The following is a 17,630-nucleotide window of genomic DNA, read 5'->3' as shown; positions in this document are numbered from 1 at the left end:
AAAAGGGCTGGTTATTACCAGCCCTTTTTAACACTTTTTACAGTCAGCGTGAATTATTCTGCTTCGAATCGCTCAACACTTGAGACAATTTCAGCTTTTGCAGCGGCCGCATCTTCCCAGCCGTCAATTTTAACCCACTTTCCAGGCTCTAAATCTTTATAGTGCTCAAAGAAGTGCTCGATTTGCTTAAGAAGTAGTGGAGGTACATCTGCAATTTCATGGACATCACGGTAAATTGTAGAAAGCTTATCCACCGGTACTGCAAGTATTTTTGCGTCTTTACCAGACTCATCCGTCATGTTCAGTACGCCTACAGGGCGGCACTTAATCACAGAGCCAGCTAGTAGAGGGAATGGCGTCATAACAAGCACGTCAACCGGATCACCATCTTCTGACAATGTGTTGTTCACATAACCGTAGTTAGTTGGGTAGTGCATGCACGTGGCCATAAAGCGGTCTACAAACATCGCGCCCGTGTCTTTATCTACTTCGTATTTCACTGGATCAGCGTGAGCTGGGATCTCAATGATTACATTCACTTCATCAGGCAAGTTCTTGCCAGCAGAAACAGCACTTAAGCTCATTCTATTGTCCTTACAATAATAGATTAGAAATTTTGCCCGTAAGTATACGGTGACGGCGGCAAAATAAAAACGATTTAAGACGCTTGTCTTACTGATCAGCCCTAATTTTACCGCTTTTTAAGGTTTACTCGCTCTTTGTTGCGTAGCTCAAGCACGTTTCTACTTCATCTTTAGAGCCAATAATGCAAGGCACACGTTGATGAATTTCTTCAGGCATAACCTCTAGAATACGGCCTTCTCCCGTTTCCGCTTTACCGCCGGCCTGCTCCATGAGAAAGGCCATTGGGTTTGCTTCATACAGCAAGCGTAATTTACCCGGTTTGGATGGGTCGCGGTTGTCGAAGGGGTACATGAAGATACCGCCGCGACACAATAAACGATGAATATCTCCTACCATCGCGGCGACCCAACGCATATTGAAGTTTTTGCCCCTTGGCCCGTCTTTGCCCGCTAGCAGGTCGGCAATATACGCTTGCATTGATGGTTCCCAATGGCGTTGATTAGAGGCATTAATTGAAAACTCAGTCGTTTGCTCGGGCACTTGAATATTAGGGTGAGTTAATAAAAAGCCACCGTGAGTTTTATCCAAGGTGTAAATATGTGTGCCTCTGCCTGTAGTTAGCGCCAACATTGTTGATGGGCCATAAAGCACATACCCTGCTGCAACTATTTGCGTTCCCGGCTGTAAAAACGCTGATGGGTCTTCAGGCTCCATCCATTGCGGTGCATGGGTAATTGAAAATATAGTACCGATTAAGCTGTTAATTTCGGTATTCGATGAGCCATCTAAAGGGTCGAAACTAACGAGGTATTTACCTTCTGGATTACAAGGTACTACATCGTCCTCTTCTTCTGATGAAATGGCTTTTACATACCCAGATTCTCGAAGTGTATCTTTTAAAATATGGTTTGAGATTACGTCGAGCTTCTTTTGTGTTTCGCCCTGTACATTTTCAGATAGTGTAGAGCCAAGCACGCCAGCCAGTGCGCCCTGGCTTACGCGGAAAGATATCTCTTTACAACCAGCTAATAAGGTACGAATGAGCAGAATCAACTCAAGGGGTGCACCGTCTTTTTGCAATTGGGAATTTAAACGTTTCATTAAATGTAAGCCTTTTTTTCGTGTGTAGGGTGTAATGATACGAGGTGCGCAGTTTTCCATTCTGGCTTTTCTCTCGTAACACCAACAAGCTAAAACCCGCCTGTTAAGGGCACATTCATAATTACAGTACAGTAAAATCAATGCTAAACCGATTGTAACCATGTTCTTACTGAATTAGAACATGCTAAATCAACGCCATTTACACAGCATACCAGTTTAATACTTTACCAAGGGGGAACCGGTAAATTGAATTATCTATTCGCTTTCGGGTTCTGATAGAGTACACCTAATAACATGAAAATGAATGAGAATGCGCGATGCATGTACATATTTTAGGCATTTGTGGCAGCTTTATGGGCGGTATTGCTGCTATAGCAAAATCCCTTGGCCACAAGGTAACAGGGTCTGATGCTAATGTTTACCCTCCCATGAGCACACAGTTGGAAGCGCTGGGTATCATGCTTACCGAGGGCTACGATGAAGCGCAATTTTCGCCAGCTCCAGATATTGTGGTTATTGGGAATGCTATGTCACGTGGTAACCCTGCCGTAGAGTACGTCCTTAACCGCAATCTACCCTACACAAGTGGCCCGCAGTGGTTATTAGACAATTTATTAAAAGACAGATGGGTAATCGGTATTGCAGGCACACATGGCAAAACCACCACCAGCAGCATGGTAGCGTGGATCCTCGAGCACGCTGGTTTGAAGCCCGGCTATTTAATCGGGGGGGTGCCAGAAAACTTTGGCGTATCTGCTCGGGTTGGTGACTGTCCATTTTTTGTCATTGAGGCAGATGAATACGACAGTGCGTTTTTCGACAAACGCTCTAAATTTGTGCACTATCGCCCCAAAACGTTAGTGATTAACAATTTAGAATTTGACCATGCTGACATTTTTGCCGACCTTTCTGCTATTCAAACTCAGTTTCATCACTTAGTGAGAATGGTGCCAGAAAACGGCCTAATTCTTACTCCTAATCATACCCCATCAATAGAAGACACCTTGAAAAAAGGGTGCTGGTCATCAAGACAAGCACTGGGTAAAGAGTGGGCTGCAGAGCTGATTAACCAAGACGGAAGTGAGTTTTACGTTGTACATAATGGGTGTCAGGTTGGCTCTGTGAAATGGTCGCTATTAGGTCAACATAATGTAGATAATGCACTCATGGCGATTGCAAGTGCACATCATGCGGGGGTCACCTTGCCTGATGCCATTGACGCGCTGTCCCATTTTAAAAACGTAAAACGCAGAATGGAAATTAAAGGGTTTGTGGACGGAATTACCGTATACGACGATTTTGCTCACCACCCTACCGCCATTGCGACCACATTAGATGGCTTGCGAAAAAAAGTGGGACACGCACGTATTTTGGCTGTATTAGAACCTCGCTCCAATACAATGAAGATGGGTGTCCATAAAGATACGCTTGCTGGCGCATGGCACCAAGCTGATGAGGTTTTCCTATTTGAACCTAGCGATATGGATTGGTCTTTATCGTTAGCGGTCGCCCATAGCGAGACACCCACACATTGCTTCAATAACATCGAAAATATTGTGCAAGCGCTCGTGGATACCGCGCAAGATGGTGACCATATTCTGGTCATGAGCAATGGCGGATTTGGTGGCATTCACAGTCAAATTTTAAGCGCCTTGAGCGCGCGGGAACAAAAGGCATAACAATGAAGCACGATAAGCAAGTGACACTTGCGATAACAGGCGCCTCCGGTGCACCCTATGCACTCACCTTGTTGCAATCTTTGGTAAAAGCCGACTATGAGGTATTTGTACTGATATCGTCTGCAGCCAAAGTGGTGTTTGCCACAGAAGAAAACGTAAAAATCCCCTCGCGCCCCAGCGATGCTGCTGCGTTTTTTAGTGAGCAATGCGGTGCAAAAGAAGGGCAGATTCAGGTTTTTGGAAAAGAGGAATGGTTTTCGCCAGTGGCCTCTGGCTCAGCAGCACCACGCAAAATGGTTGTGTGTCCATGCTCAACAGGTACCCTTTCATCCATTGCCATCGGTGCCAGTGACAATCTTATTGAGCGTGCCGCAGATGTAGTGTTAAAAGAACGCGGGCAACTTATTTTGGTGCCAAGAGAAATGCCACTGTCCTCTATCCATCTGGAAAATATGTTAAAACTGTCACAAATGGGTGCCACAATAATGCCTGCGGCACCCGGGTTTTACCACAACCCAAAGACCATAGATGATTTGGTCGACTTTGTTGTGGCAAGAATTCTCGACCACCTCGGTATTGAGCAATCCCTCGTTGCACGCTGGGGCTACCAATCTAAACACCATCAATAGGAACATTTATGTCAGCGTTCGAAAGAACTTTTTTCGCTGTGACGCTTTTCGTGTCTACCACTCTACTTTCAAGTTCACCCGCACTGGGCTGGGGTCAAACCGGTCACCGTGTGACAGGCGCTATTGCGGAAAAATATTTAAGCCCGCTCTCTCAAGCCGCCCTAAAAGACCTGTTCCCTCGTGGTTCTTTAGCTCAAGCGTCAACGTATGCCGATGAAATGCGTTCAGACCCAAGTACGTTTTGGCGCAAAACGGCTTCTCCATGGCATTATGTCACCGTACCTGAGGGTCAAAACTACGTTAACGTAGGTGCCCCAGATGAAGGCGATGCGGTTACAGCGCTCTCACATTTTAAAAGTGTGCTTTTGAATGATGCCTCTACCGCAGAGGAAAAGCGTTTGGCATTGCGTTTTATCGTGCACATTATTGGTGATTTGCACCAACCTTTACATGCGGGGAATGGTACTGACAGAGGCGGCAACGACGAAAAATTGCAATTCTTCTGGCACGATTCCAACTTGCACCGCGTATGGGACTCCGAAATGCTAGATCAGCGCAAAATGTCTTATACAGAGTGGACAGAGCAACTGAATCGTCAAATTACACCACAAAATATTCGTCAGTGGGCGTCTGTCGACCCATTCGTATGGATTCAAGAAAGCATTGAAATTCGCGACACCATATACCCTGAAGAGGGGGCCGAACTATCCTACGATTATCTTTACAATCATTTGCCTATTGCCACCGAACGTTTGCAAATGGCGGGGATTCGTATTGCCATGTATTTAAATCATATATTTGATAGCGAACACAATAACGCATCATAAAAAAGGAGGCCTTGGCCTCCTTTCTTCATATAAAGATACTATTTCATTCTAAATCAAGCGGTTCTGGCGACAAAATGACACCAGTACTATCGGCGTATAGGTGATCTTCTGGTAAAAAAGTTACCCCGCCAAAGTTCACGGGTACATCAACATCACCAATACTTTCACTTTCAGCATTAACCGGAATGGCCGCTACTGCGAGAACACCAATGTCTAAATCAGCTAAGGTATCAACTTCACGCACACTGCCGTAACACACTATCCCTTCCCAGTCGTTATCTATGGCAATTTGCGCAGACGTTGCATCAATAAGCGCGCGACGAACCGAGCCTCCTCCGTCAATCAGTAATACTTTTCCTGCACCAGGCTGGGCCAGCACCCTATCAATTAACCCTCTGTCTTCAAAGCACTTAATCGTGGTTACTTCACCACCGAAAGAGTAGCGGCCGCCATAGCTTACAAATATGGGGTCGACAACATCGACACTATCGGCAAATAAATCGCATAATTCAGAAGTGTTGTAATCCATTGCTCTGCCTTACTTTAATTAAGTGAAGTGAATAACTTGATGGGTTTAGCATAGCATTAATTTAACGCTTGAAAACGTTAGATTACGCATCTTGATAAAATTCGAGGGTATTTTTCACATCGACCTCACCTTCCCCTTAATTTCGTGCCGTAATCGGATAATTAGCACATAAATTGCTAGCATTATTGTATTGGTGGCTGTCCACTACGACGTTTGAATGTTGTGACTGTCCATGATTTCCTAACAGTGATGATGTGTGTGTCCCACGCATGAAACCTGTGGGTGTCCAATACAACTTCCCTTATCACGCAGTATGTAATAAAGGTTTCTTTTTTTTGTCACCGATTGGTCACAGTTAATTTTTAATCTGTGCATTAATTAATCGCAATGGGGTGCAAGGTGATGAACTTAAAATCCTTGACCAAATACGATACAGATCTTTTTTATTTCATTTACCGGCTAACGGTGAAAAGAGACTGTCGCAGCATTATCTGGTTATCTAAAACCGGCGACGGATACCTTTATTTTGTGATCGGCATGCTACTTTGGGCCTTTGAACCCGAGCATGGCGAGCTATTCCTCTATACCGCGCTGATGGCATATGCGTTGGAACTTCCTATCTATGTGCTGCTTAAGAAAATGTTCAAGCGACCACGCCCCTGTGATTTTCTAATGAATTTAACAGCACATGTCACTCCCTCAGATAAGTTCTCTTTGCCGTCAGGACACACGGCAGCCGCATGGCTTATGGCCAGTATAGTGGCGCACTATTATCCGCCCTTTGCCGTATTGGCCTATTGCTGGGCCTTACTGATAGGGCTATCAAGAGTACTGCTTGGTGTTCACTATCCTTCTGATGTGGTAGCGGGAACCTTACTTGGTATCACTATTGCGTCGTTGAGTATTTCCATTCTGGGGTAACATGAAATTATTGTATGGCGTGCAAGGTACCGGCAACGGGCATATTGCACGAGCACGAATTATGGCGGCTGCCCTTTCGCAGCGTTCAGATATTGACGTTGATTTTGTTTTTACCGGCCGCGCGCCCGATAAATACTTTGATATGGATGTGTTTGGACAGTACCAAACGCTTACAGGGCTAAGCTTTGTTACAAAACGAGGGCGCGTGGATCGCTGGGCGACGTTACGCCAAGCGAACGTCAGCCAGTTCATCAAAGATGTGAGGCATTTTGATGCCTCAGGTTACGACTTATTAGTTAACGACTTTGAGCCGGTAACAGCATGGGCGGCTAAACGTCAAAATATTCCCTCCATATCAATTAGTCACCAAGCGGCGTTTGCCTACGATGTACCAAAATCTGGTGATACCCTTGTTGACAAAGTTCTCATGAAAAACTTCGCCCCTACCGACATTCAGTTGGGTGTGCACTGGTATCATTTTAATCAACCCATTATTCCGCCATTTGTGGCAGACAAACCCGCTTCTATGCCCGGAAAAGGTCATATTCTCGTGTATTTGCCCTTTGAGGATGTGGCTGATATACAACAAATGTTAGAGCCTATTAGCGATCAAGTTTTTCAGTGTTTTCACCCCAATATCAGCGAAATCAAAGAAGCAGGACATATCCAATGGAATCCCACGTCTAAGCAGCATTTTCAGCGGGCATTGCAGCATTGTAGTGGTGTCATCGCAAACGGGGGCTTCGAACTTTCAAGCGAAGCATTGCAACTAGGTAAAAAGTTGCTTATCAAGCCACTACATGGGCAATTTGAGCAATTATCAAACGTGCTCACGTTGAATAAACTCGACCTTTGCCAAACCTTATTTCAATTAGATACTGATATTGTTGAAGAATGGCTAGAAGCACCAGACATCGAAGCTATTGCCTTTCCAGACAATCCTGACGTTCTTATCGATTGGCTCAAAAAAGGGGATTGGAAAGACACACAAACTTTATGCAACGAACTTTGGCAAAACGTGCATTATGGCGATAAAACCCAAGAACGCTTATTGGCTCTTGCATTTTAATCCCGCAATGCGATGATAGCGGCATTTGATGTAGCTTATGCGGGAAATTTCGTGCTTAAAAAGTGGGTTGTACTAGTTTTTATCACCATGGCATTAACAGGCTGTGGTTACAAAGGGGCGCTATATATTCCTCAAGCGCCTGAGCAAAATGCACCTGACGATGAGTCGAATAATGCAGTGCCTTCAAGCACCTTGCCACGCTCCCCCGCCTCCACCTCGGGAGAATCTAATTAATGGATTTTTTTGCTTATAAAAACAACCAACTTTTTGCCGAAGACGTTGCCGTCAGTGACATCGTTAAATCTCATGGCACCCCTTTATACGTCTACTCGCGTGCAACATTAGAGCGCCATTGGCATGCGTTTAACGACGCTATAGGCGAACACCCTCACCTTATTTGCTACGCAGTGAAAGCCAACTCAAACCTTGGTGTTTTAAGTGCCTTGGCAAAACTAGGCTCTGGCTTCGATATTGTCTCTGGCGGTGAACTCGCACGGGTGATTGAAGCAGGCGGAGATGCCAGCAAAGTTGTATTTTCAGGGGTAGGTAAGAAGGCCGATGAAATTGCTTACGCGCTAAATCAAGGCATCATGTGCTTTAACGTAGAGTCTGAACCTGAATTACATCGTATTAATGAAGTCGCTGGCAAACTGGGCAAAACCGCTCCCATTTCTTTGCGTATTAATCCAGATGTTGATGCCAAAACCCACCCTTATATTTCTACTGGGCTGAAAGCCAATAAGTTTGGTATTGCCCGTGAACGCGCCATTCAAACCTACGAGTTAGCCGCTTCACTCCCTCATCTCAATGTAGTGGGTATGGACTGCCACATTGGTTCTCAGCTTACGGAAATTGGCCCCTTTGTTGATGCACTAGAGCGTTTGCTTATTCTCATTGATGAATTAGCTGAAAAAGGCATTGTCATTTCCCACCTCGATGTAGGGGGTGGATTAGGGGTTACCTACAATGATGAAGCTCCTCCACATCCAAAAGAATACGCAGCTGCCATGGCTGAAAAAATGACGGGCCGTGAACAGCTTAAGCTCATTTTAGAACCAGGCCGAGCCATTGCCGCCAACGCTGGTATCTTGGTTACCGAAGTTGAGTTTATCAAGCAAGGGGAAGAGAAAAGTTTCGCCATTGTTGATGCTGCCATGAACGATTTACTGCGCCCAGCTCTTTACTCAGCGTGGCAAAATATTATTCCTGTAAATCAACAAACCTCCTCTACGCCTTGTCTTTATGACGTGGTAGGGCCGGTATGCGAAACCGGTGATTTCATTGGTAAAGACCGCGAACTGGCCATTGCCCCAGGTGACTTACTAGCCGTAAGAAGCGCGGGTGCCTATGGTTTTGTGATGGCATCAAACTACAATAGCCGCTGCCGCCCAGCTGAAATAATGGTGGATGGTGACGAGTCAATTGTTGTGCGAGAACGAGAAATTCAAAAAGATCTCTGGAAAGGTGAGCATAAACTTACGTAAACTAGGGTCAAATTTAAAATAAAGATGCGCGGTTAATGCAGGTTCAGTTTTCAAAAATGCACGGTCTGGGTAATGACTTTATGGTGATTGATAACGTCACCCAGAACGTCTTTTTCTCAAAAGAGAAAATTCAGCAGTTAGCAAATCGAAATTTTGGTATCGGGTTTGATCAACTTCTCATGGTTGAACCTCCCTACGATCCTGAACAAGATTTCCATTATCGTATCTTTAACGCAGATGGCTCTGAGGTGGAACAGTGCGGTAACGGCGCACGTTGCTTTGCCCGATTTGTTAAACAAAAAGGCTTAATTAATCGCAACAAAATTGTGGTGAGTACGAAAGCGGGAAAAATGGTGTTGTACCTAGAAAAAGACGGGCAAGTTACCGTTAATATGGGCAAACCAGACTTTGTACCCGCTAATATTCCACTGAAAGCAAATAAACAAGAAAACACCTATATCTTGCGTCTCGATGATAAAACCTTATTTTGTGGTGCGGTGTCCATGGGCAACCCTCACTGCGTCATTGAAGTTGAGAATGTAGATACTGCCGACGTGCTGGATATTGGGCCATTGGTTGAAAGCCATGAACGCTTCCCTGAAAGGGTGAATGTTGGCTTTATGCAAATCATTAATGAGTCGCATATTCGGCTACGTGTATTTGAGCGGGGCTCCGGTGAAACACTCGCATGTGGAAGCGGTGCGTGCGCAGCAGTTGCAATTGGTCAAATACAAGGTAAATTAAGTAAGGATGTTCGGGTAGACTTACCCGGAGGAACACTGAGGATCCGCTGGCCTGGCCCAGATAGTGTGCTAAAAATGACAGGCCCAGCTGAACACGTCTACGACGGACAAATAAACCTATGAGTGAAATTTCAGGGCAAACGAGCGCTTCTGCATTGGTGGAGGTATTTTCTGGTGACAGTACGTTATCGCCACAAGATGTGTACACCTTCTTAGCACAAAACCCTGATTTTTTTATACGCTACCCTGAGTTACTCGAAAAAATTAAAATTCCCCATGCGCAGAAAGGCAGTGTTTCTTTAGTCGAAATTCAAAGCGAACAGCTTCGAAAGAAAGTACGCCAACTCAACCTTAAGCTGTCGCAGTTAGTTAGCATTGCCAAGCAAAACGAAAAGATTTATCGCGTTTACACCGACCTCAACGTTCAGCTTCTACGCTGCGAAAGCGTTGCCGAGGTGCAGTTTACGCTGGAAGATGTATTGCAAGAGCGGTTGCAATTGTCCTCAGCGGTTATTAAGAGTTTTAAAGGCCCTCACGCTATTCCTGAATTACAAAAGCGGCTGTTTACTGAGAAGCGATTTAAATCGTCGTCGTTCTTTTTCGGTCGCTTATCGCAACATGAGCGCCAATTATTATTTGCGGAAAGCAGTGCCGAATCTGTTGCCCTTATTCTGCTTGGTGACCAAGAAGATTTGGGCATCTTAGGGATAAGCAGTAGCGATGCTAGCCATTTTACTCCAGACATGGACACCTTGTTATTGCAACAACTTCAGCAAGTGCTAAACATTATCTTACCTGAGATGATGGGGTATTAGTTTTCGTGGAAACGGAAACATTGCTTAGTCCCAACTGCCAACACTGGCTTGATAAATTTATTTTACACTTACAAGTGGAACGTGGCCTATCGGCTCACACACTCAGTAATTATCAGCGCCAACTCCAAGACATCGCAAAGACACTTCATCTTCAGGAGTGGTCTAGCATTACCCCTGTAGATGTAAAACGTGTCATGGCTAATGCCAAGTTGGCTGGGCATAAGCCGCGCAGTATTGCCCTTCGTTTGTCTGCACTGCGTACCTTTTGCCAATACCTTATAGAGCAAAAACAACTGTTCAGTAACCCTGTGGAAGGAATTTCAGCGCCCAAACAAGGCAAGCCATTGCCCAAACAACTTAGCGTTGATGAAATGCAGCAACTGTTAAGCAATGACGCACAAAGTAGCGGCGATGAAGGCATTGCGTGTCGCGATGCGGCTATGTTCGAGTTGCTATACGGCTGTGGCTTGCGGTTAAGTGAACTCACGGGTCTAAACCTGAGTGATTATCAAAAAGATGGCACCATTAGGGTAATGGGAAAAGGCAGTAAACAGCGCATTCTTCCTTTGGGTCGTCAAGCACAACGGGCGTTAAACGCGTGGCTAAAAGTTCGACCTGCATACACAACACCCTATGAAAATGCTGTCTTCGTAAGTAAACGTAAAACCCGCATATCAAATCGACAGGTGGCAAACCGGCTAAATCATCTCGCCCAACAACAACATCTTTCACAAACCGTCAGCCCGCACAAACTGCGCCATTCCTTCGCCACACACGTATTGGAATCTAGCGGCGATTTACGGGCAGTACAAGAGTTGTTGGGTCACGCCAATTTATCAACAACCCAAGTGTATACACACCTCGACTTTCAACACCTTGCCAAAGTGTATGATGCCGCGCACCCTAGAGCACATAAAAAATAATGAAGGCAGCGTAATTTATGCAGTTTTTTCGATCTCTTCACGCCGTGAAGGCCATGACCTTTGATCTCGATGACACCCTTTACAATAATGAGCCCATTATTCAACGCGCGGAACGGGCACTTCAGCAACATATTCGAACCCACCACCCACGCGCGGCAGCACTAACCTCACAGCAATGGCTTCATCTTAAGAACAGCGCTATTGCCACGCGACCGGAATTAGCCTCAGATATGGGGCAGCTTCGCCTCACCGTGTTACGACAAGCGTTAACAGACGATGCTCAGGAACAAACATGGGATGAAGGCAAATTAGACGACGCAGTTATGGCCTGTTTTCACTGCTTTTACAACGCGCGTAGCCAGTTCACGTTAACGGAAGAAATACATACAACATTAAAAACCTTAAGTGAACGTATGCCTCTCGTTGCTATTACCAATGGCAACGTCAATGCTAAGGCGATAGGCATAGACACTTATTTTGACGACATTTATCACGCCAATCTATCTCGCCCTATGAAACCTTCACCAGTCATGTTTGAACAAGCGGCAGACAAACTAGGCATTGCGCCTCAGCATATTCTGCATGTGGGAGATAATTTACAAAAAGATGTGTATGCATCAATTAACGCTGGCTTTCAATCGGCTTGGTATGCCTGTAATCGCCCCATGGCGTTACAGCTAGAGAAAGTGTCAGTGCTGCCCCATGTCGTGTTGGACAATTTGTCTGAACTACTGGCGTTTTAGCCGCGAGGCTTGCCCTAACTTACTGGTCAAGCCGCACAGGTAAAATACTTAAACGTTGTCTTCTAGCACGTTTTGCCGCATAGACTCGCAAGGATTTTTGCATACTGGCCTGCCCACTACCTTAGCTGGCACACCTACAACGGTAACATGGGGAGGCACATGATTAAGTACCACGCTACCTGCGCCAACTTTCGCACCTTCACCCACTTCAATATTACCAAGAATTTTGGCCCCTGCCCCCACTAAGACACCCTGACGAATTTTTGGATGGCGGTCGCCAGATTCGTTGCCGGTACCACCAAGGGTGACACTTTGTAAAATAGAAACGTTGTCTTCTATGACTGCAGTTTCACCCACTACAATACCGGTGGCGTGGTCAAACATAACACCTTTACCGATACGGGCGGCAGGGTGAATGTCTACACCAAAACTCGACGAGTTACGGCTTTGCAAAAATAAGGCAAGCTGGTGTCGTCCATGCAGCCATAAATAGTGTGCCATTCGATGCACTTGCACCGCATGAAAACCCTTGAAATGCAGTAGAGGAGTTAGGTAATCACCCACTGCGGCATCTCGCGCCTTAATGGCTTGAATGTCAGCAATGGCCGCTTCGCTGATACCGGGTTCAAGCAAATAAGCTTCGTCAAACACCTCTCGAATGGCCAAAGCAGGCATAACGTCATCGGCCATTTTATTAGATAAAATAAAGCTCAGAGACGACTCGAAATTATGATGTGCCAACACACTGGCATGCACATAGCTCGATAGTAACGGCTCACTCTCTGCAACTTTATGTGCTTCTTGTTTCAGCGACGTCCAAAAATCGATGGGCGCAGACATGGCATTCATTGGCGTTTCCTATAAGAAGTGTCTAACCTAATACCGCAGTACGCAAACACGTAACCCGTATTCATCGTTATTTTACCTGAGTTTACTGGCTAGCTGTACACAAGTGTTACCCAGCAAGCGTATTATTCGATCAATTTGTCGAATAACTTTGCTATAGGTTATTCCACACGCAACTAACGAGTGCCATCCGCGCCTTTTCACTATGCATTGAAAAAGGGAGAGTTGAAAAACTGGACTGTATAAATTAACAGTCAGCTGGCATAATACCGCGGTTATTCATTGCAACGAATTAGGTAAATCACACTATGGATGTATCCAGACTGCTTGACGAGCTCAACGACAAACAACGTGAAGCGGTAGCTGCGCCCTTATCAAATGCCCTTGTACTGGCAGGCGCCGGTAGTGGTAAAACCCGTGTTTTGGTGCATCGTATAGCGTGGTTAATGGAAGTCGAAAACATCACGCCCTTCTCCATATTAGCCGTAACCTTCACCAATAAAGCGGCCAGAGAAATGCGTGGTCGTATTGAATCGTTAATGGGTAGAAGCTTACACAACATGTGGATTGGCACATTCCATGGCCTTGCCCACCGGCTGCTTCGTGCCCACCACGCAGAAGCAGGCTTGCCGGAAAACTTCCAGATTCTTGATTCTGACGATCAATATCGGCTTATTAAACGTATTTTAAAAGCCATGAATTTAGACGAAAAACACTGGGCGCCTCGCCAAGTGCAATGGTACATCAACGGCAATAAAGACGAAGGTTTACGTCCGCAACATATTGAAACCCATGGCGATCACATTCAAAAGAAGATGCGCGAAATATACGCCGCATATCAAGATGCTTGTGACCGCTCAGGCCTTGTCGACTTTGCCGAATTATTATTAAGAGCGCACGAGCTCTGGGCCAAGAACCCAGACGTATTAGCCCACTATCAGCGCCGTTTTCGTGCAGTATTGGTAGACGAATTTCAAGATACCAATAACATTCAATATGCATGGCTTCGCATGTTGTGCAGCGGCGACACCAACAATATTATGATTGTGGGGGATGATGACCAGTCTATCTATGGCTGGCGTGGTGCTAACGTAGACAATATTCAGCATTTCCTTAAAGATTTCGACAACCCAACCACGGTTCGTCTTGAGCAAAATTACCGCTCCACCGGCAATATCTTAAAAGCGGCTAACACAGTCATTGATAACAATACCGGCCGGTTGGGCAAAGAGCTTTGGACTGAAGACGGTCAAGGCGAGCTTATCTCGGTATACGCCGGCTTTAATGAATTAGATGAAGCGCGCTTTATTGTCTCTAAAATTAAAGACTGGCTACATCAAGGCAATGCATTAAAAGATACCGCTATTTTATACCGTAACAACGCCCAGTCGCGGGTACTCGAAGAAGCCCTCTTGCACGAAGGCATCGCTTACCGTATTTATGGGGGATTACGATTCTTCGAACGCCAAGAAATTAAAGACGCGCTTGGTTATTTACGTATGATCAACCACCCGCATGATGACGCGGCCTTCGAGCGTGTTGTGAATACACCAAGTCGTGGTATTGGCGAAAAAACCTTGTCGCAAGTGCGAGAAACGGCTCGTGCGCACAACTGCTCTATGTGGCAAGCCAGCCAATTGCTGATCAATGAAAAAGCGTTAAAAGGGCGGGCGTTAAATGCCATGCAAAGCTTTGCGCTCTTAATAAGCGAGCTAGAACAGGCCACCACTGAAGCGCCTCTCGAAGAGCAAGCTGATGTTGCTATACGTCAATCTGGCTTGTATGCCATGTACCAAGCAGAGCGAGGCGAAAAAGCGCAAGCCAGATTAGAAAACTTAGAAGAATTAGTCACGGCGTGTAAGCAGTTTATTGTGCCCGAAGAAGCGGAAGAAATGACGCCCCTTTCCGCCTTTCTCGCCCACGCGTCACTTGAAGCCGGCGAACAACAAGCCGATAAAGATCAAGACGCAGTCCAAATGATGACGATACATACTGCAAAGGGCTTAGAGTTTCCTCTTGTTTTCATGGCCGGTGTAGAAGAAGGGATGTTTCCCAGCCAAATGACCAACGACGAACCCGGCAGAATGGAAGAAGAGCGTCGCCTCTGTTATGTGGGCATGACACGGGCTATGCAAAAGTTATATATTACCTATGCAGAAAGTCGCCGCTTGTATGGCCAAGATAAATATCATACGGCGTCTCGCTTTATTAAGGAAATACCTGCAGACTGTGTAGAAGAAGTTCGCTTACGCACCACTATTTCGCGGCCCGTTCACAATCGATTTAGCCAAGCAACATCACATGCCTCCTTTGAAGATACCGGGTTTCAACTGGGTCAGCGAGTTGTGCATAGGAAGTTTGGCGAAGGTATTGTATTAAATTACGAAGGCAGCGGCGAGCACGCACGCGTACAAGTAAATTTTGATGAATTTGGTACCAAATGGTTGGTGCTAGCATACGCTAAGTTGGAGCAAGCGTAACCCTTTGGCAAGGCAGCCTACGATTAAGTAGAGTGATATGCAGCAACATGTGCTGGTGATAGAGAATAATCACACCAACGTAGACATTGTTTCAAAACTTGTTCGCAAGGCTGGCCTCATTCCGGTGGGTGCAAGTTCACTAACCGAAGCGAAAGTACGCTTTGCCAATAGGGTGCCAGAGCAATTTTTGTGCGCTGTTGTGGCTTATGTGCTGCCCGATGCCAAGCAAGGTGAAGCCATAGATTTCACCATTGAAGCTTACATTCCGACTATCGTGACCACTGAAAACCTCGACACCTGTACCCGCGACAAGGTGCTGTCCAGAGATGTCGTAGACTACATTCCCAAAGAAAATGCGCAAAACTACGACTATCTTAACCGTTTGCTGGCACGGTTAGAAAAAAACAAATCTACCGGCGTGATCGTTGTCAGCACCCATCGTGTGCAACGTAAGCACATGATCTCACTACTTATTCGTCATAACTTTGTGGTATATGATTGCCTCACTGCCCATGACGCCATGCGCTTGTTGTCGCAACATCAACATATTCGTCTTGTGATTACAGATAATCAATTACCCGATATGTCGGGCACGTATTTTGTTTCCAGCCTACGCAAGGCGTTTTCAAAAGAGCAACTGGCAATTATGGGGATTGCCGGAGGACAGGGAATGCTCATGTCGGCGCATTTTATAAAAAGTGGCGCGAACGATTTTTTACGTCTGCCTTTTTGTCATGAAGAGTTTTTGTGTCGTGTGATGCAAAATGTGGAATACATTGAAAGCGTAGAAGCCATTCGACGGGCGGCGAACACAGATTACCTCACTGGGCTACCGAACAGGCGGCACTTTTTTTACACAGTCACCGTCAAACATCAAACATTGTCTAATAGTCACGCCCTTGCGCTTATCGACTTAGATCACTTTAAGCGTATCAACGACACTTATGGTCATGATGCAGGAGACAGTGTATTAAAGACAGTGGGGCGGCTATTAGAAGATGCCTTTAGCGAACACATCGTGGCGCGCTTTGGCGGCGAAGAATTTTGTGTGTACTTCCCTTACCATGATGGTCGTTACGCCAAAGATCAACTCGATGCTTTTCGCGTTACATTAGAAAAGCAGGCCATTTTGGTTACCGACGCTACGGTTAATGTTACCTGTAGCATCGGTATTGCTGATCACACCACACAAAGTATTGAAGAGCTTCTTAGTGCCGCCGACAGACAACTGTATTGCGCGAAAAATAACGGCAGAAATCAAATAAGCTATAACACCACACCGTTAGCCGGTTGACCTTTCTAGGGATTTTCTGGCCTTTCTTTGCTGAGAATAAGCCATCAAAGAGTCCACACTGAACACCGCTAACGCCAACCAGACAAAGCCGAATGTCACTAGCCTCGACTCTTCCAAAGGTTCCTCATACAAGCTTACCGCTAGAACAAACATAAGCGTAGGTCCTATGTATTGAAAAAAGCCCAGTGTTGAATACATGATACGGCGCGCCGCGGCCGTAAAGCATAATAGGGGCGCCGTGGTAACCACACCCGCGGCTAGCAGTAATACATTTAATGACATGCTATTACTCAATAAGTCACTGTATGCAGAGCCAAACATAACCCAATAAATGAGGGCAAAAGGCGAGAGCATTAACGTTTCAATAAACAAACCGGGTAATGAATCTACCGCTACCTTTTTTCGTAATAAGCCATAAATACTAAAACTGAACGCCAGCACAAGTGCAATCCAAGGCAAATACCCATAGGAAAATACCAGTACTGCAACGCCAATAACCGCAAGCCCTACTGCCAGCTTTTGATAGCGCCTAAGGCGTTCTCCTAAAAATACGCGGCCCAAGAACACATTTAATAAGGGATTAATGTAGTAACCTAAGCTGGCATCCAGGATGTGGTCGTTATTAATAGCCCAGATAAACAGCAACCAATTTGCCCCTAATAATAAGCCTGCTACAAATAATACCTGCATGACTTTGCGATTTTTAACGGCCGCAAAGACCTTTGGCCATTGCTTTAATCCAAAAATTAAAACGAACAACAGTAACGCCGACCAAATTACCCTGTGCATCAATATTTCAGCCGCAGGGATCATCGCTAGCTGTTTAAAATACAAGGGCGCCACACCCCACATAGAATACGCAGCAATGGCACACAAAACACCGACTTTAGCGGCAGAGGTAGCAGTAACAGATTGAGACAAGCCTAACTCCAGCGAGTAATAAAACGAAGACACCATAAAGG

At 45.6% G+C, this 17,630-nt stretch carries 18 protein-coding genes; 13 read left to right on the top strand and 5 right to left on the bottom strand.

The features are described 5' to 3' along the window. Window positions 1–53 precede the first annotated feature (53 nt). Together ppa and EP13_RS01045 are read right to left on the bottom strand one after the other, a co-directional pair. The gene (gene ppa / locus EP13_RS01050) at window positions 54–584 is read right to left on the bottom strand and encodes an inorganic diphosphatase (protein ID WP_044055571.1); all 531 of its coding nucleotides are present in this window, start codon (window positions 582–584) and stop codon (window positions 54–56) included. Window positions 585–708: 124 nt separating this feature from the next. Continuing rightward, on the bottom strand, window positions 709–1,686 hold the full coding sequence (locus EP13_RS01045) for a class 1 fructose-bisphosphatase (RefSeq protein ID WP_044058648.1): 978 nt from the start codon (window positions 1,684–1,686) through the stop codon (window positions 709–711). Between the two features lie 317 nt (window positions 1,687–2,003). Between EP13_RS01045 and mpl the strand changes: the two genes are divergently transcribed. The 3 genes from mpl to EP13_RS01030 are packed head-to-tail and all read left to right on the top strand — an operon-like array spanning window position 2,004 to window position 4,821. Next, the gene (gene mpl, locus EP13_RS01040) at window positions 2,004–3,365 is read left to right on the top strand and encodes a UDP-N-acetylmuramate:L-alanyl-gamma-D-glutamyl-meso-diaminopimelate ligase (RefSeq protein WP_044055570.1); all 1,362 of its coding nucleotides are present in this window, start codon (window positions 2,004–2,006) and stop codon (window positions 3,363–3,365) included. 2 nt (window positions 3,366–3,367) lie between these two features. After that, window positions 3,368–3,994: a flavin prenyltransferase UbiX gene (locus EP13_RS01035; RefSeq protein ID WP_044055569.1), complete on the top strand. Its 627-nt coding sequence runs from the start codon at window positions 3,368–3,370 to the stop codon at window positions 3,992–3,994. A gap of 8 nt (window positions 3,995–4,002) precedes the next feature. Then, complete coding sequence (locus EP13_RS01030) at window positions 4,003–4,821, top strand: S1/P1 nuclease (RefSeq protein WP_044055568.1); 819 nt, start codon at window positions 4,003–4,005, stop codon at window positions 4,819–4,821. 43 nt (window positions 4,822–4,864) lie between these two features. Here the strand turns inward: EP13_RS01030 and rraA are convergent, their stop codons facing one another. After that, the gene (gene rraA, locus EP13_RS01025) at window positions 4,865–5,350 is read right to left on the bottom strand and encodes a ribonuclease E activity regulator RraA (protein ID WP_044055567.1); all 486 of its coding nucleotides are present in this window, start codon (window positions 5,348–5,350) and stop codon (window positions 4,865–4,867) included. Window positions 5,351–5,752: 402 nt separating this feature from the next. On the opposite strand from rraA, the gene EP13_RS01020 reads away from it, so the two are divergent. Genes EP13_RS01020 through EP13_RS00985 form a run of 8 tightly spaced genes read left to right on the top strand, consistent with a single transcriptional unit; the run spans window position 5,753 to window position 12,048 of the window. After that, window positions 5,753–6,271, top strand: coding sequence for a phosphatase PAP2 family protein (locus tag EP13_RS01020; RefSeq protein ID WP_044055566.1), 519 nt, complete (start codon window positions 5,753–5,755; stop codon window positions 6,269–6,271). A gap of 1 nt (window position 6,272) precedes the next feature. After that, window positions 6,273–7,340: an MJ1255/VC2487 family glycosyltransferase gene (locus tag EP13_RS01015; RefSeq protein WP_044055565.1), complete on the top strand. Its 1,068-nt coding sequence runs from the start codon at window positions 6,273–6,275 to the stop codon at window positions 7,338–7,340. A 51-nt stretch (window positions 7,341–7,391) separates the two neighbouring features. After that, window positions 7,392–7,574: an LPS translocon maturation chaperone LptM gene (gene lptM / locus EP13_RS01010; RefSeq protein WP_231497904.1), complete on the top strand. Its 183-nt coding sequence runs from the start codon at window positions 7,392–7,394 to the stop codon at window positions 7,572–7,574. Then, window positions 7,574–8,824, top strand: coding sequence for a diaminopimelate decarboxylase (gene lysA / locus EP13_RS01005; protein WP_044055563.1), 1,251 nt, complete (start codon window positions 7,574–7,576; stop codon window positions 8,822–8,824). The genes lptM and lysA overlap by 1 nt, the downstream gene beginning before the upstream one ends. A gap of 35 nt (window positions 8,825–8,859) precedes the next feature. Next, window positions 8,860–9,690, top strand: a complete 831-nt coding sequence (gene dapF, locus EP13_RS01000) for a diaminopimelate epimerase (protein WP_044055562.1) — start codon at window positions 8,860–8,862, stop codon at window positions 9,688–9,690. Then, entirely contained in the window at window positions 9,687–10,382 is a 696-nt protein-coding gene (locus EP13_RS00995) for a DUF484 family protein (protein ID WP_044055561.1), read from the top strand. The genes dapF and EP13_RS00995 overlap by 4 nt, the downstream gene beginning before the upstream one ends. A gap of 5 nt (window positions 10,383–10,387) precedes the next feature. Beyond that, a complete protein-coding gene (xerC, locus tag EP13_RS00990; RefSeq protein ID WP_081869410.1) occupies window positions 10,388–11,305 on the top strand; it encodes a tyrosine recombinase XerC in 918 nt (305 codons plus the stop codon). A 17-nt stretch (window positions 11,306–11,322) separates the two neighbouring features. Then, on the top strand, window positions 11,323–12,048 hold the full coding sequence (locus EP13_RS00985; RefSeq protein WP_044055559.1) for an HAD-IA family hydrolase: 726 nt from the start codon (window positions 11,323–11,325) through the stop codon (window positions 12,046–12,048). Between the two features lie 48 nt (window positions 12,049–12,096). On the opposite strand, the gene cysE is transcribed toward EP13_RS00985, so the two are convergent. Then, window positions 12,097–12,897: a serine O-acetyltransferase gene (cysE, locus tag EP13_RS00980; protein WP_044055558.1), complete on the bottom strand. Its 801-nt coding sequence runs from the start codon at window positions 12,895–12,897 to the stop codon at window positions 12,097–12,099. Between the two features lie 305 nt (window positions 12,898–13,202). Between cysE and uvrD the strand changes: the two genes are divergently transcribed. Continuing rightward, on the top strand, window positions 13,203–15,374 hold the full coding sequence (gene uvrD / locus EP13_RS00975; protein ID WP_044055557.1) for a DNA helicase II: 2,172 nt from the start codon (window positions 13,203–13,205) through the stop codon (window positions 15,372–15,374). A gap of 37 nt (window positions 15,375–15,411) precedes the next feature. Then, the gene (locus tag EP13_RS00970; RefSeq protein WP_044055556.1) at window positions 15,412–16,668 is read left to right on the top strand and encodes a GGDEF domain-containing response regulator; all 1,257 of its coding nucleotides are present in this window, start codon (window positions 15,412–15,414) and stop codon (window positions 16,666–16,668) included. On the opposite strand, the gene rarD is transcribed toward EP13_RS00970, so the two are convergent. Continuing rightward, window positions 16,657–17,625, bottom strand: coding sequence for an EamA family transporter RarD (rarD, locus tag EP13_RS00965; protein WP_052364229.1), 969 nt, complete (start codon window positions 17,623–17,625; stop codon window positions 16,657–16,659). The two genes, EP13_RS00970 and rarD, sit on opposite strands and share 12 nt — an antisense overlap. Between the last annotated feature and the right edge of the window lie 5 nt (window positions 17,626–17,630).

This window comes from Alteromonas australica, from assembly GCF_000730385.1.
In the GTDB taxonomy this organism is placed as follows: Bacteria; Pseudomonadota; Gammaproteobacteria; order Enterobacterales; family Alteromonadaceae; genus Alteromonas; species Alteromonas australica.
This window is presented reverse-complemented; position numbering and strand designations above follow the sequence as displayed.